Here is a 17519-nt window from a genome sequence, read left to right on the forward strand (position 1 = left end):
GTGCGGTTGGAGGAGTTCGGTCGGGGGGCGGTGTTGGCGGAGCCGGTGTCGGCGGTGTCGATTCCGGCGGTGTTCGCCGGGGAGGTGGAGCGTGCCCCGGATGCGGTCGCGTTGGTATCCGGCGATAGCTCGTGGACGTACCGAGAGTTGGATGAGGCGTCGAATCGGTTGGCGCACTTGTTGGCTGGTCTTGGTGCGGGACCGGGTCGGTGTGTGGCGTTGCTGCTGGAGCGTTCCGCGGCGGCGATCACGGCGATTGTGGCGGTGCTCAAGACCGGCGCGGCGTATCTGCCGATCGATCCGGCGCATCCCGAGGCGCGGGTGCGGTTCATGGTGGAGGATGCGGCGCCGATTGCGGCGGTGAGCTCGCCCGGGCTGGTTGACCGGCTGGCCGGGTGTGCAGTGCTGGTGGTCGAGGTGGGGGATCCCCGCATCGACCACCAGCCCAGCACCGCATTGCCCGGGCCGGGGCCGATGGCCGAGGATGTGGCGCACCTGATTTACACCTCGGGCACCACTGGGGCCCCGAAGGGGGTGGCGGTCACGCATGCCAATGTGACGCGGTTGTTCGACGGGCTGGATGTCGGCGTGGAGATGGGTCCGGGTCAGGTGTGGACGCAGTGTTCGTCGTTGGCGTTCGACTATTCGGTGTGGGAGATCTGGGGTGCGTTGCTGCACGGGGGCCGGTTGGTGGTGGTTGCCGAGGACGTGACGCGTTCGCCGCAGGAGTTGCATGCGTTGTTGGTGGCCGAGAAGGTCAGTGTGCTCAGTCAGACCCCGTCGGCGGTCGGGGTGCTTGCGAGTGAGGGCTTGGAGTCGGCGGCGTTGATGATTGCTGCGGAGCCGTGTCCGGTGGAGGTGGTGGATCGGTGGGCGCCGGGTCGGGTGATGATCAACGGCTACGGTCCGACCGAGACGACGGTGTATGCCACGATCAGCGCGCCGTTGCAGGCCGGTGCCGGGGTGGTGCCGATCGGTTTCCCGGTTCCGGGGGCGGCACTGTTCGTGCTGGATCGGTGGTTGCGGCCGGTGCCGGTCGGGGTGGTCGGGGAATTGTATGTGGCCGGTCGTGGTGTCGGGTTGGGGTATGTGCGCCGGCCGGGGTTGACCGGATCCCGGTTCGTGGCGTGTCCGTTCGGGGCGCCAGGATCGCGCATGTACCGGTCCGGGGATCTGGTGCGTTGGGGTCCTGACGGGCAGTTGCAGTATCTGGGCCGGGCCGATGAGCAGGTCAAGATCCGCGGCTACCGCATCGAACTCGGCGAGATCCAGGCGGTGCTGGCCGATCTGGACGGGGTCGAGCAGGCGGTGGTGATCGCCCGCGAGGACCGACCCGGCGACAAGCGCCTGGTCGGCTACATCACCGAGTCGGTTCCGGGCACCGTCGATCCGGTCGAGGGCCGGACCGCGCTTTCGGAGCGATTGCCGGCCTACATGGTGCCGACGGCGGTCGTGGTGCTGGATGCGTTGCCGCTGACGGTCAACGGGAAACTCGATCGCCGGGCCCTGCCCGCGCCGGAGTACTCCGACATCGACCACTACCGGGCACCGGCCAACGCGGTCGAGGAGATTCTGGCCGGTGTCTACGCCGAGGTCCTGGGTCTGGAACGCGTCGGGGTCGACGACTCCTTCTTCGACCTCGGCGGCGACTCGTTGTCGGCGATGCGCCTGATCGCCGCGATCAACACCAATCTCGACGCCGGATTGGCGGTCCGCGCCCTGTTCGACGCACCTACCGTCGCCCAGTTGGCGCCGCACATCGGGGAGAGTGCGGGCACGCGCGCGCCGCTGACGGCGCAGCAGCGCCCGGAGCGGGTGCCGTTGTCCTACGCCCAGAGCCGGATGTGGTTCCTCAACCGGTTCGAGGGCGGGGTCGCGACCTACAACATGCCTACCGCCTTCCGGATCAACGGAAAGCTGGATGCCGAGGCGTTGGGGGCAGCGCTCGATGACGTGATCGCCCGCCACGAGTCGCTGCGCACGGTGTTCCCCGACGTCGACGGTGTGCCCGTGCAGCAGGTACTGCCCGCGGCAGCGGGAATGTGGCGCCGCCGCGAAGCGACTGTGGTCTCGGTGTCGGAGCAGGACGTCGCGGCCGAACTGGTGACGCTGGCACAGTACCGGTTCGACCTATCGACCGAGATTCCGGTACGCGCCCACATCTACCGGGTCGGACCGGAAGAGCACGTGTTGGGTATTGTCCTGCACCACATTGCCTTTGACGGCTGGTCAATGGCTCCGATGGTCCGCGACGTGAGTGCCGCCTATCGAGCGCGGCGTCAGGGCGAAGCGCCGGGCTGGTCCCCGCTGCCGGTGCAGTACGTCGATTACACGCTGTGGCAACAGGGTTGGTTGGGAGTCGAGTCCGATCCCGAGAGCGTGATCACCGGACAGTTGGACTACTGGCGGCGCCAGCTGTCCGACTTGCCCGAGGTGGTGTCCCTGCCCACGGATCGGCCTCGCCCGCCGGTTCCCAGCTACCGCGGCGACGGTGTCGAACTGCGCATCGATCCGCAGACCTGGGCCGCGGTCAAGGCGCTCGCGGCCGAGCACAATGCCACGGCATCAATGGTGGTGCAGGCCGTGGTGGCGGTGCTGTTGCACCGGGCCGGGGTGGGTGAGGACGTGGCGATGGGCACGCCGATCGCCGGCCGGATGGATCAGGCCCTCGACGAGTTGGTCGGGTTCTTCGTCAACACCTGGGTGCTGCGAGTGGGGGTCAATCCCGGATTGCGGTTCACTGACGTGCTGGCGCAGGTGCGTCAGCAGGCCCTGGACGCCTACAGCAACCAGGATGTGCCGTTCGAGTTGCTGGTGGAGCGGCTCAACCCGACCCGCTCCCCGTCTCATCACCCGTTGTTCCAGGTGGCCACGGTCTTCCAGAACAACGTGCGTCCCGAACTGGCATTCGACGGAATCGGCGTGCAACCGGTCGAGGTGGGCACGCGCACCGCCAAGTTCGATCTCGAATTCGATCTGCGTGAAGTGCCGACCGACGAATCCGACGCGCCCTTCGCCCTGCGGGAGATGCCCAGCGCGGACGCGGGCGCGGCGATGGCCGCCGGGACGCTGACCTATGCCACGGACCTGTTCGACCGCGCCTCCATGCAGCGGTTGGTGGGGTGGTTCGGTCGGGTGGTCGAGGCTGTGGTGGCCGATCCCTCGGTGCTGGTGGGTCAGGTGGCGCTGCTGGACCGCGGCGAGCGTGAGTTGGTGCTGTCGGATTGGGCCGGTGCGGGTGTGACGGCCCCGGTGGGGTTGGTGCCGGAGTTGTTGGCCGCCGCGGTGGCCGCCGATCCGGACGCGATTGCGCTCGTCGACGGGGTGCGGCAGTGGTCCTATCGCGCGCTCGACGTGTGGTCGACGCGGTTGGCTCGGGTGCTGATCGACTGCGGTGTCGGTCCGGAGCGCGCGGTCGGTGTGGTGATGGACCGCTGTGCCGAGTTGGTGGTGGCCTGGTGGGCGGTGCTCAAGGCCGGCGGGGTGTACGTGCCGGTGGATCGAGCGCATCCGGTCGAGCGGATCGCCACGGTGCTCGATGCTGCGGGTGCGGTGTGCGTGTTGACCTGTGGGGTCGATGTGGTGGCCGGTGCGGGTGAGCGTCCGGTGTTGCGGGTCGATGAGATGGATTTGTCGGGACGCAGCGCATATCCGATCACGGATGTCGATCGGCTGGCGCCGCTGTCCATCGACAATCTGGCGTATGTGATCTTCACGTCGGGGTCGACGGGGACGCCGAAGGGGGTGGCGGTCGCCCACGCCGGTTTGTTGGGTGTGGCTGCGGCGCATCGTGATTTGTTCGGGGTGGCTGCGGGGGCGCGGTTGTTGATGGTGGCCGCGCCGACGTTCGATGCCTCGGTGTTCGAGTGGTTGTGGGCGACGGCGTCGGGGGCGGCGTTGGTGGTGGCGCCGTCGGATTCGTATGCGGGTGAGGCGTTGTCGGCGCTGGTGGCCGAGCAGCGGGTGGATGCGGCGTTGCTGACCCCGACGGTGTTGGCGACGTTGGATCGGGATCGGCTGCGGGGGCGGTTGGGCACGCTGATCACCGGTGGAGAGGCATGTGCGCCGGAGTTGGTGGCGGGTTGGGCGCCGGGGCGCCGGATGTTCAATGCGTACGGTCCGACCGAGGTGTCCATCTGGGTGACCTGGAGCGCGTTGTCGGCGGGGCGACCGGTGGGCATCGGTGCCCCGATCCCGGGTGTGTGCGCGATGGTGCTCGACAGTCGGCTCAATCCGGTGCCGGTCGGGGTAGTCGGTGAGTTGTATCTGGCTGGAACAGGTTTGGCGCGCGGCTACGTGGGCCGGCCGGATCTGACGGCGGATCGGTTTGTGGCCAATCCGTTCGGGGCCGCCGGTGCGCGAATGTATCGCAGCGGTGATCTGGTGCGGTGGACTGCTACCGGTTCGTTGGAGTATCTGGGTCGTGCCGATGCGCAGGTGAAGTTGCGAGGGCAGCGGCTGGAACTCGGCGAGATCGAGAACACCCTGCTCGCCTGCCCGCAGGTCAACCGGGCCGCGGCCGCCCTGCACCACAGCGACACCGGCTCCCAACTGATCGCGTACCTGGCACTGGAGCGCACCAGCACCGCTGATCATGAGGCCGAGGTGGTGGATCAGTGGCAGCACATCTATGACGAGTTGTATGACGCCCACCTCGAGGTCGCGGAGTTCGGCAGTGATTTCCGGGGTTGGAACAGCAGCTACACCGGGCAGCCGATTCCGCTGCCGCAGATGCAGGAGTGGCGTTCGGCGGCAGTGGAGCGGATCCTGGCCCTGCGGCCGCAGCGGGTACTGGAGATCGGTGTGGGCTCGGGGTTGGTGCTGGCCCGGGTCGCTCCGGGATCGGTGGAGTATTGGGGGACGGACTTCTCGGCTCCCACCATCGAGACCCTGCGATCGGCGGTGGCAGTCCAGCCGTGGGGCGACCGGGTGCGGTTGCGGGCACAACCTGCGCACGTCACCGACGGGTTGCCACCAGGCCACTTCGACACCATCGTCTGCAACTCGGTCGTGCAGTACTTCCCCAACTCTGGGTATCTGGCCGACGTTATCGGCAAGGCCCTGCAGCTGCTGGCACCCGGTGGCCGGCTTTTCATCGGCGACGTGCGCAACTTCAGTCTCCAAGGCGCCTTCCAAACCGGTATCGCCCTGGCGCACACCGGCACCGATGCCGATACCGACGATGTGCGCCAACGCGTGCAGCGGGCGATGCTGGGTGAACCCGAATTGCTACTGGCACCGGAGTTCTTCACCAGCCTGCTGGCCGAGCATGCTGAGGCGGCCGGCGTGGACATCCAGGTCAAACGGGGAGAGGCCGACAACGAGCTGACCCGGTACCGCTACGACGTCACCATCCACAAGTCGCCGACCGCGGTGTGCTCGCTCGCCGCGGCGCCCACCTGGCAGTGGGGCGACTGCGCGAGCCTCAGCGGACTGCACGCCGAACTGAGCTCACAGCGCCCGAACCTGGTGCGCATCAGCGGTATTCCGCGTAGCGGTGTGATCGCCGACGTGCTCATCGAGCAGGCACTGGCCGAAGGGGCGCCGCTGGCGGAGGCGCTGGCACGCGCCGAGGCCACCGACGACACCGCCGCTCCCGAACAACTGCATCGCCTCGCCGCCACCATCGGATATCGGGTCATGGTCACCTGGGGTGCCGAACCCGGCACGCTCGATGCCGTCTTCCTGGCACGCGACGCAGGAGGGGATCCGGCGGCGTTCACCGACGTCTACCTACCGGTGACCGGTGCGCTGCAACGCAGCGCCTACGCCAGTGATCCCGATACCAACAGCAAGGTCAACGCGGTCCGGCAGTGGCTGTCCGCGCGGTTGCCGGAATACATGGTGCCGACGCATCTGATGGTGCTCGACGAGTTCCCGCTGACGACGTCGGGCAAGATCGACCGCAAGGCGCTACCGGAGCCGGTGCTGGCCGCCACGCAGTTCCGGGCGCCGAAGACACTGACCGAGATCACCGTCGCCGAGGTGTTCGGCGAGGTACTCGGGCTCGAGCGGGTCGGCCTCGACGACGACTTCTTCGCCCTCGGCGGCGATTCCCTGATCGCGATCCGGGTCAGCTCGCGGCTGCAATCGGCACTGGACAGAGAAGTGCCGGTGCGGTATCTGTTCGACACGCCGACGGCCGGCGCCCTTGCCGACTACCTGGATCGCAATCAGGGCCGCACAGCCCGCCCACCGTTGCGACTGATGACGCGGCCCCCCCAGATCCCGCTGTCCTACGCCCAACAACGGTTGTGGTTCTTGGAGCAGTTGCAGGGGCCGTCGCCGATCTACAACATGTCGGTGGCGTTGCAGTTGAGCGGTCCGCTGGAGGTGGACGCACTGGGTGCGGCGCTTGGCGATGTCGTGGGGCGGCACGAGAGTCTGCGTACCGTCTTTGCCGCTAGTGGGGGTGTGCCCCGGCAGGTGGTGGTACCGGTCGAGCAGGCAGATCTGGACTGGCAGGTGGTAGATGCGCTCGGCTGGTCGGCGGACCGGTTGGCGGAGGAAATCGGAGAGGTGGCCCGGCACAGCTTTGACGTGGCCACCGAAATCCCCTTGCGGGCGACGCTGTTCCGGATCGCCGAGGACGAGCATGTGTTGGCCGCCGTGGTGCATCACATCGCCGCCGACGGCTGGTCAGTCACCCCGCTGGTGCATGACCTCAGTGTGGCGTATGCCAGCCGGTGCGCCGGGCGGGCGCCCGGCTGGAGTCCGCTGCCCGTGCAGTACGCCGATTATACGTTGTGGCAACAGGATTGGCTGGGCGTCGAGTCCGACCCCGACAGTGCGATCGCCGGCCAGCTGTCGTATTGGGAGCAGGCGCTGGCCGGGTTGCCCGAGCGGTTGGAGTTGCCCACCGACCGGCCGTATCCCGCGGTGGCCGACTACCGGGGTGCCAGTGTGGCCGTCAACTTGCCCGCACAGCTGCAGCAGCAGATCGTGCGGGTCGCTCGCGAGCACAACGCCACCAGCGCCATGGTGGTCCAGGCCGCGCTGGCGGTACTGCTGGGCAAGCTCAGCGCCAGTCCCGATGTGCCCGTCGGAGTCGCGACCGCCGGACGCGGCGATCCGGCCCTGGACGAGTTGGTGGGTTTCTTCGTCAACACCCTGGTGCTGCGGGTCGATGCGTCCGGTGATCCCACGATCTCCGAGCTGCTGGATCAGGTGCGTCGGCGCAGCCTTGCCGCCTATGAGCATCAGGACGTGCCGTTCGAGGTGCTGGTCGAACGGCTCAACCCGAGCCGGAGCCTGACCCACCATCCCCTGATCCAAGCGATGCTGACCTGGCAAAACCTGCCCTGGCGCAGTACCGACCCCGCGGCCGGGCTGTCGCTGGGCTCCGTACGCGCCGTCCCGCTGCCGGCCGAAACCCGGACCGCGCGGATGGATCTGGTGTTTTCGCTGGCCGAACGCTTCGCCGAGGACGGTGCTCCGGCCGGCATCGAGGGGATCGTGGAGTTCCGCACCGACGTCTATGACGCGGCCAGCATCGAGACGATGGTTCGGCGCCTGGAGCGGGTGTTGGTGGCGATGACGGGTGATCCGGGGCGGCGGTTGTCGTCGGTGGATGTGCTCGATGGCGCCGAGCGGGTGCGGTTGGAGGAGTTCGGTCACCGCTCGGTGTTGGCGGAGGCCGGTTCGGCGGTGTCGATTCCGGAGTTGTTCGCTGAACAGGTGGAGCGCGCCCCGGAAGCGGTCGCGTTGGTATCCGGCGATAGCTCGTGGACGTACCGAGAGTTGGATGAGGCGTCGAATCGGTTGGCGCACTTGTTGGCTGGTCTTGGTGCGGGGCCGGGTCGGTGTGTGGCGTTGCTGCTGGAGCGTTCGGCGGAGGCGATCACGGCGATTGTGGCGGTGCTCAAGAGCGGCGCGGCGTATCTGCCGATCGATCCGGCGCATCCCGAGGCGCGGGTGCGGTTCATGGTGGAGGATGCGGCGCCGATTGCGGCGGTGAGCTCGCCCGGGCTGGCCGACCGGCTGGCCGGGTGTGCAGTGCTGGTGGTCGAGGTGGGTGATCCCCGCATCGACCACCAGCCCAGCACCGCATTGCCCGGGCCGGGGCCGATGGCCGAGGATGTGGCGCACCTGATTTACACCTCGGGAACCACGGGCATCCCGAAGGGGGTGGCGGTCACGCATGCCAATGTGACCCGGTTGTTCGACGGGCTGGATGTCGGCATCGAGATGGGTCCAGGGCAGGTGTGGACGCAGTGTTCGTCGTTGGCGTTCGACTACTCGGTGTGGGAGATCTGGGGTGCGTTGCTGCACGGGGGCCGGTTGGTGGTGGTTGCCGAGGACGTGACGCGTTCGCCGCAGGAGTTGCATGCGTTGTTGGTGGCCGAGAAGGTCAGTGTGCTCAGCCAGACCCCGTCGGCGGTCGGGGTGCTTGCGAGTGAGGGCTTGGAGTCGGCGGCGTTGATGATTGCTGCGGAGCCGTGTCCGGTGGAGGTGGTGGATCGGTGGGCGCCGGGTCGGGTGATGATCAACGGCTACGGTCCGACCGAGACGACGGTGTATGCCACGATCAGCGCGCCGTTGCAGGCCGGTGCCGGGGTGGTGCCGATCGGTTTCCCGGTTCCGGGGGCCGCACTGTTCGTCCTGGATCGGTGGTTGCGGCCGGTGCCGGTCGGGGTGGTCGGGGAATTGTATGTGGCCGGTCGTGGTGTCGGGTTGGGGTATGTGCGCCGGCCGGGGTTGACCGGATCCCGGTTCGTGGCGTGTCCGTTCGGGGCGCCAGGATCGCGCATGTACCGGTCCGGGGATCTGGTGCGTTGGGGTCCTGACGGGCAGTTGCAGTATCTGGGCCGCGCCGATGAGCAGGTCAAGATCCGCGGCTACCGCATCGAACTCGGCGAAATCCAAGCTGTCCTGGCAGACTTGGACGGCGTCGAGCAGGCCGTGGTCATCGCCCGCGAAGACCGGCCTGACGACAAGCGCCTCGTTGGCTACCTCACTGGGACCGCGGATCCAGCAGAGGTGCGAGCCACGATGGCCGACCGGCTCCCGGCCTACATGGTCCCGGCGGCCATCGTGGCGCTCGACGAACTGCCGTTGACGGTCAACGGAAAACTCGACCGCCGCGCGCTGCCGGCTCCGGAGTATGGCGGGACCGGTGACGGTTACCGCGCGCCGGCAACTCCCACCGAAGAGATCCTGACCGGCATCTACGCGCAGGTCCTGGGTCTGGAACGCGTCGGGGTTGATGACTCCTTCTTCGACCTCGGCGGCGACTCACTCTCGGCGATGCGGCTGATCGCGGCCGTCAACGCAGCCCTTGACACCGAACTCGGCGTCCGCACGCTGTTCGACGCGCCCGCCGTGGCGCAACTCGCGCCGCGCGTTGGAGCCGGCAGCGGCCGCCCCGAACCCCTGGTGCCGATGCCCCGGCCCGCGGAGATCCCGTTGTCGTATGCGCAGCAGCGGTTGTGGTTCCTGGAGCAATTGCAGGGCCCGTCGCCGATCTACAACATGCCGATCGCGCTGCGGCTCAACGGACGCCTCGACACCGATGCGTTGGGTCGTGCCCTGGCAGACGTGGTAACCCGGCACGAGAGCCTGCGTACCACCTTCACGGCCAGCGAAGGAGTGCCGCGGCAGGTGGTGGTGCCTGCCGAGTACGCGGATCTCGGCTGGCAGGTGGTGGACGCCGCGCAGTGGTCCGCCGCCCAACTGGCGGAGGAAGTCGGCGCGGTGGCGCGTCACAGCATTGACTTGATGAGTGAGATTCCCTTACGGGCCACCCTTTTCCGGCTGGCAGACGACGAGCATGTGCTGGTCGCCGTGGTGCATCACATCGCCGCCGACGGCTGGTCGATCACTCCGCTGGTGACCGATCTGAGTGTGGCCTATGCCAGCCGATCCGCAGGCCGGTCGCCGGAGTGGACGCCGCTGCCGGTGCAGTACGTCGATTACACGCTGTGGCAGCGCGCCTATCTCGGCGATCTCACCGACGAGGGGAGTCGGATCGCGGCGCAGCTGAACTATTGGGAGCAGGCGTTGACCGGGCTGCCGGAGCGGCTGGAGTTGCCCACCGATCGGCCGTACCCATCCGTAGCGGACTACCGCGGCGCCAGCGTCGCGGTGCAATGGCCCACCGAGTTGCATCAGCGGATCGCTGGACTCGCCCGCGATCACCACGCCACCAACTTCATGGTGGTGCAGGCCGCACTGGCGATGCTGCTCTCCAAGCTCAGCGCCAGTTCCGATGTGGCTCTGGGCTTTGCGACCGCCGGCCGTACTGATCCGGCGCTGGATCAGCTGGTGGGATTCTTCGTCAACACCTTGGTGCTTCGGCTCGAAGTGGACGGCGATCCCACCGTCACCACACTGTTGGACCAGGTGCGCCAACGTGGACTGGCCGCATTCGAACATCAGGACGTGCCCTTCGAGTTACTGGTCGACCGCCTCAACCCGGTTCGGTCCCTGACCCATCACCCGCTGGTCCAGGTGATGCTGTCATGGCAGAACTTCGCCGGCGACCCGGCCTCCGAGTTGACGCTGGGTGAGGCGCGGGCCATCCCGTTGGATACGGAAACCCAGACCGCCCGAATGGATCTGGTGTTCTCGTTGGCTGAACGCTTCGCCGAGGACGGTGAGCATGCGGGGATCAACGGCGTAGTGGAGTACCGTACCGACGTCTACGACGCGGCGACAATCGAGACGCTGATCGAGCGACTGCAGCTGGTCTTGGTCGCGATGACGACGGATCCGGCTCGGCGATTGTCGTCGGTGGATGTGATCGAGCCCGCCGAGCACGTCCTGCTGGATGGATTCGGCAACTTGGCGGTACTGGCCGAACCCGCCGGCCCGGCGTCGATTCCGGCGCTGTTCGCCGAGCAAGCGCGACGAACCCCGCAGCGCGTGGCGGTGACGTTCGGCGACAAGTCGATGACATATCAGCAACTGGACGAGGCTTCGAACAGGTTGGCGCACTACCTGATCGAATACGGCGTGGGTCCGGGGCGGTGTGTGGCGTTGCTGCTGCCTCGATCGGCGGAGGCGATCCTGGCGATTGTGGCGGTGCTCAAGACCGGCGCGGCGTATCTGCCGATCGATCCGGCGCACCCGGAAGCACGAATCCAGTTCATGGTGGACGATGCCCTCCCCATCGCGGCGGTTACGTCCTCGACGCTCGCGGATCGGTTGACGGGGTCCGGCGTGCTGGTGGTCGAGGTCGACGATCCGCGCATTGTCCTTCGGCCCGACGTCGCGTTGCCGGCGCCGGCCGGTGACGATATCGCGCACATCATTTACACCTCGGGCACTACCGGGGCCCCGAAGGGGGTGGCGGTCACGCATGCCAATGTGACCCGGTTGTTCGACGGGCTGGATGTCGGCGTGGAGATGGGTCCGGGTCAGGTGTGGACGCAGTGTTCGTCGTTGGCGTTCGACTATTCGGTGTGGGAGATCTGGGGTGCGTTGCTGCACGGGGGCCGGTTGGTGGTGGTGCCGGATTCGGTCACGCGGATGCCGGACGAGTTGCATGCGTTGTTGGTGGCCGAGAAGGTCAGTGTGCTCAGTCAGACCCCGTCGGCGGTCGGGGTGCTTGCGAGTGAGGGCTTGGAGTCGGCGGCGTTGATGATTGCTGCGGAGCCGTGTCCGGTGGAGGTGGTGGATCGGTGGGCGCCGGGTCGGGTGATGATCAACGGCTACGGTCCGACCGAGACGACGGTGTATGCCACGATCAGCGCGCCGTTGCAGGCCGGTGCCGGGGTGGTGCCGATCGGTGTCCCGGTTCCGGGGGCGGCACTGTTCGTGCTGGATCGGTGGTTGCGGCCGGTGCCGGTCGGGGTGGTCGGGGAATTGTATGTGGCCGGTCGTGGTGTCGGGTTGGGGTATGTGCGCCGGCCGGGGTTGACCGGATCCCGGTTCGTGGCGTGTCCGTTCGGGGCGCCAGGATCGCGCATGTACCGGTCCGGGGATCTGGTGCGTTGGGGTGCTGACGGGCAGTTGCAGTATCTGGGCCGGGCCGATGAGCAGGTCAAGATCCGCGGCTACCGCATCGAACTCGGCGAAATCCAGGCGGTGCTGGCCGATCTGGACGGGGTCGAGCAGGCGGTGGTGATCGCCCGCGAGGACCGACCCGGCGACAAGCGCCTGGTCGGCTACATCACCGAGTCGGTTCCGGGCACCGTTGATCCGGTCGAGGGCCGGGCCGCGCTTTCGGAGCGATTGCCCGCCTATATGGTCCCGGCGGCCATCGTGGTTCTCGATGCGTTGCCGCTAACCGTCAATGCGAAGCTGGACCGCCGGGCGCTGCCTGCACCGGAATACAGCCACACCGACGACGGCTGCCGCCCTCCGACCACCCCCACCGAAGAGATCCTGGCCGGCATCTACGCGCAGGTCCTGGGTCTGGACCGCGTCGGGGTCGACGACTCGTTCTTCGATCTCGGTGGCGACTCGCTGTCGGCGATGCGGTTGATCGCAGCCGTAAACACCGGCCTCGACGGCGACCTAGGAGTGCGAGCCCTGTTCGACGCGCCCACCGTCGCGCAACTCGCACCGCACATCGGCGCAGGCGCGGGCCGGCGTGCGCCCTTGAGCCGAGTTCAGCGGCCAGCTGTCATCCCGCTGTCCTATGCCCAGCAGAGGTTGTGGTTCCTCAATCGGTTCGAGGGCGGGGCGGCGACCTACAACATGCCGATCGCGTTCCGGGTCAACGGAAGACTCGATATCGAGGCGCTGCAGACGGCCCTCGACGATGTGATCGCCCGGCACGAATCGCTGCGTACCGTTTTCCCCGACATCGAGGGCGTGGCGTTGCAGAAGGTGCTGCCGGCCGAGGCCGGCATGTGGCGACGAGGCGGCCCGGTGACGCTGACGGTGTCCGAGCAGGAGGTTGCCGGTGAGCTGATCGCGCTGGCGGGGCATCGATTCGATCTGGCTGCGGAGATTCCGGTCCGCGCGCAGCTCTATCAGGTCGGACCGGACCGGTATGTGCTGGGGATGGTATTGCACCACATAGCCTTTGATGGCTGGTCGATGGCGCCGATGGTCCGCGATGTGGCCGTCGCGTACGGGGCACGGCGAAACGGACGGGCCCCAGACTGGATGCCGCTGCCGGTGCAGTACGTCGATTACACGCTGTGGCAGCGCGCGCACCTGGGTGAGCTGACCGATCCCAACAGCCGCATCAGCGGTCAACTGAACTACTGGCAGAACGCGTTGGCCGGGCTGCCGGAGGTGGTGTCGTTGCCGACTGACCGGCCTCGCCCGCCGGTGCCCAGTTACTGCGGTGACGGCGTCGAATTGCGCATCGACCCGCAGACCTGGGCCGGGGTCAAGGCGGTGGCGACCGAGCACAATGCAACCGCCTCGATGGTCCTGCAGGCCGTGATGGCGGTGCTGATGTACCGGGTCGGCGCGGGTGAGGACGTGGCACTGGGCACGGCGATCGCCGGCCGGATGGACCCGGCGCTCGAGGAGTTGGTCGGGTTCTTCGTCAACACCTGGGTGCTGCGGGTGGAGGTGAACGCCCAGAAGCGCTTCGGTGAGGTGCTCGAGGACGTTCGGCACACGGCACTGGATGCCTACAGCAACCAGGACGTGCCGTTCGAGTTGCTGGTGGAGCGGCTCAACCCGACGCGCTCCACATCGCATCATCCGCTGTTTCAGGTGGCCCTGGTGTTCCAGAACAACGTCCGCCCCGAGGTGGCACTCGACGGGGTGGGCATCGAGCCGATATCGATGGTGACCCGCACGGCCAAGTTCGACCTCGATTTCGACCTGCGGGAACTGCCCGGACAGGATTCCGGCGCGCCGATGGCCGCCGGGGTGGTGACCTACGCCACGGATCTGTTCGACCGGTCCACCATCGAGCGGTTGGTCGGATGGTTCGGCCGGGTCATCGACGCCGTGGTGGCCGACTCGTCGGTGGTGGTGGGGGAGGTGGCGCTCCTCGATGACGCCGAGCGCGATCTGGTGCTGACGCGCTGGTCAGGCGCCGCGATGGCGGCCCCGGAGGGGCTGGCGCCGGAGTTGTTGGCCGCGGCGGTGGCCGCTGAACCGGACGCGATCGCGCTCGTCGACGGGGTGCGGCAGTGGACGTACCGCGAGCTGGACGAGACGTCGAATCGGTTGGCGCGGAACCTGATCCATGCTGGGGTGGGTCCGGAACGTGCGGTGGGCGTGGCGATGGAACGGTGCGCGGAGTTGGTGCTCGCCTGGTGGGCGGTGCTCAAGGCCGGTGGGACCTACGTACCGGTGGATCGGACTCATCCCGTCGAGCGGATCGCCACGGTGCTCGACGCAGTCGAGGCGGTGTGCGTGATGACCATTGGCGCTGACTTCATGGTCGGGGTCGGGCAGCGCCCAGTGTTGCGCATTGACGGCCTCGACTTGTCGAGTTGGTCCGAGCAACCGATCACCGACGCCGATCGGTTGGCGCCCCTGAGGATCGACGACGCCGCGTACATCATCTTCACGTCGGGATCCACCGGCGTCCCGAAGGGAGTGGCCGTCAGCCACGCCGGTCTGCTTGGCGTGGCTGCGGCGCAACGTGCAACGTTCGAGTTGGAGCGGCGATCGCGGGCGCTGCTGGTCGCAGCACCGACCTTCGATGCGTCGGTCTTCGAGATCATTCTGGCGGTCGGTTCCGCCGCCGTGTTGGTGGTGGCGCCACGGGACTCCTACGCTGGGGAACCGTTGACCGCCCTGGTGCGCGATCAGCGAGTCGACGCGGCCGTGTTGACCCCGACAGTGCTGCTGACGCTGGAACTCGACTGCCTCGAAGGACGGCTTGGCACCCTGATCACCGCGGGCGAGGCGTGCCCGGCTGAGTTGGTGGCCGCGTGGGCGCCAGGTCGGCGCATGTTCAACGCCTATGGACCCACCGAGTCCACCATCTGGTCCACCTGCACGGCGCCGCTGGTGGCCGGGCAACCGGTGGACATCGGCGCCCCGATCACGGGCGTGAGCGCGCTGGTGCTCGACGGCCGGCTCAGCCCCACCCCGATCGGGGTGGTCGGTGAGCTCTATCTCGGTGGTCCGGCGCTGGCGCGAGGCTATGTGGGCCGAGCCGACCTGACCGCGGACCGGTTCGTGGCCAACCCCTTTGGGGCGGCCGGCACCCGCATGTACCGCACCGGCGACCTGGTCCGCTGGACCGCGACCGGCACGCTGGAGTATCTGGGCCGCGCCGATGCCCAGATCAAGCTGCGCGGGCAGCGCCTGGAACTCGGCGAGATCGAGAACACCCTGCTGGCCTGCCCGCAGGTCAACCGGGCCGCGGTCGCGATGCATCACAGCGACACCGGTGCCCACCTGATTGCCTACGTCGCCCTGGCGCGTACCAGCAGTGTCGATCGCGATGCCGAAGTCGTCGATCAATGGCAACAGATGTACGACGAGTTGTATGACGGCGAGGTCGGCATCGCCGAGTTCGGCAACGATTTTCGCGGTTGGAACAGTAGTTACACCGGCGAAGCGATTCCGCTGCCGCAGATGCAGGAATGGCGCTCGGCAACCGTGGATCGGATCCTGACCCTGCAGCCGAGGCGGGTGCTGGAGATCGGTGCCGGGTCGGGTCTCGTCCTGTCCCAGGTCGCCCCGCATTGCGAACACTACGTCGGCACCGACATGTCGGCCGTCGCGATGGACACGCTGGCCCGCACGCTGGAGCGGCTGCAGATCCCGTGGCGGGACCGGGTGCAACTGCTGGCCCAGCCTGCGCACGTCACGGCGGCATTGCCGCGGGAGTACTTCGATACCATCATTCTCAACTCGGTGGTCCAGTACTTCCCCAACGCCGATTACCTGGCCGACGTCATCGATCAGGCCGTAGATCTGCTGGCACCTGGTGGGCGGCTGTTCATCGGAGATGTGCGCAACCACAGTCTGCAGGGTGCCTTTCAAACCGGCGTCGCCCTGGCGCACGCCACGACCGTCGATGCCGATGAAGTTCGTCAGCAGGTGCAGCGCGCGGTGCTGGGAGACCCCGAATTGCTGTTGGCTCCACAGTTCTTCAGCTACTGGGTCGCGCAGCATGACGGCGGAGCGGGCGTGGACATTCAGCTCAAACGCGGTGCGGCCGACAATGAGCTGAGCCGATACCGCTATGACGTCATCATCCACAAGGCGCCGGCCGCGGTGCGCTCGCTGGCCGCGGCGCCCGCTTGGGCGTGGTCCGATTGCGCGAGCCTCAGCGGGCTGCACTGCGAGTTGACCGAACAGCATCCGAATGTCGTTCGCATCACCGGGATTCCTCGAACCGGGGTGATCGCCGATGTATACCTCGAACAGGCCTTGTCCGACGGGCGCCCGCTGGCCGAGGTGCTTGCCAACGCCGGTGCCACCGCCACCGGCGCCCCCGAAGACACCGCAACCCCCGAACAGTTGTACCGGCTGGGTGAGAGCGCCGGGTACCGCGTCGCGGTTACCTGGGGTGCTCGGCCCGGCACGCTGGACGCCGTCTTCATCTCCCCCGACGTCGGCCACGTCTCGGCGCTGACCGACCTCTACCTCGCTCCCACGGAGGGCCGCCAGCGGCATAGCTACGCCAACGACCCCGACGCCAACGCCAAGGTCAGCGCGATCCGGCAGCAGATCAGCGCGCGGTTGCCCGAATACATGGTGCCCACCCAAATCATGGTGCTCGACGAGTTTCCGGTTACCTCCTCGGGCAAGATCGATCGAAAAGCCCTGCCCCAACCGGTGTTTGCGGCCGCGGCTTTCAGGGCGCCGCAGACCCAGTCCGAAAAGGTCGTCACCGAGGCCTTCGCCGAGGTGCTCGGGCTCGACCGAATCGGGCTCGACGACGATTTCTTCGCCCTTGGTGGGGACTCGCTCACCGCCACCCGGGTCAGTGCGCGGCTGCAGTCGGCGCTGGGCATGGAGGTGCCGGTGCGGTATCTGTTCGACACGCCCACCGCCGGGGCGTTGGCCGCCTGCCTGGACCGGCAGCAGGGTGGTACCGCCCGCCCGCCGCTGCAGGTGATGCCGCGCCCGCAACACATCCCGTTGTCCTATGCCCAGCAGCGACTTTGGTTCTTTGACCAGCTGCAGGGCCCGTCACCGATTTACAACATGGCGGTGGCGCTGCGGCTGAGCGGACGCCTCGACACCGCCGCGCTCGGCCAGGCGCTGGTCGATGTGGTGCACCGTCACGAGAGCCTGCGCACCGTCTTCGTCGTGGTCGAGGGGACGCCTCGGCAGGTGGTGGTGCCTGTCGACCGGACACGGCTGTGCTGGCAGGTTGTTGACGCCACCGGCTGGCCGGAGGAACAGTTGGCGGACGCGATCGGGGCGGTGGCGCGTCATCCGTTTGACCTGGCCAACGAAATACCTTTGCGAGCAACTCTTCTCCGGATCGGCGAGGAAGAGCACGTGTTGGTGGCCGTCGTCCACCACATTGCCGCCGACGGCTGGTCAATCACCCCGCTGGTGGCGAATCTGGGGGCGGCGTACGCCAGCCGGACGGCGGGGCAACTCCCGGACTGGGCTCCGTTGCCTGTGCAATACGCCGATTACACGCTCTGGCAACGCGAACACCTTGGCGACCTCGACGACAGCAGCAG

The 17519-nt window shown here is 67.6% G+C and carries 1 protein-coding gene (only partly in view); it reads left to right on the forward strand.

The features are described 5' to 3' along the window. Positions 1-17519: the 5' portion of a non-ribosomal peptide synthetase gene (locus RCP80_RS02190; protein ID WP_465270704.1), read on the forward strand. Its footprint extends 778 nt past the window's final position; only the first 17519 of its 18297 coding nucleotides appear in the window; its start codon is at positions 1-3; the stop codon falls past the right edge of the window.

It is taken from the genome of Mycolicibacterium sp. MU0053, from assembly GCF_963378095.1.
GTDB lineage: Bacteria > Actinomycetota > Actinomycetes > Mycobacteriales > Mycobacteriaceae > Mycobacterium > Mycobacterium burgundiense.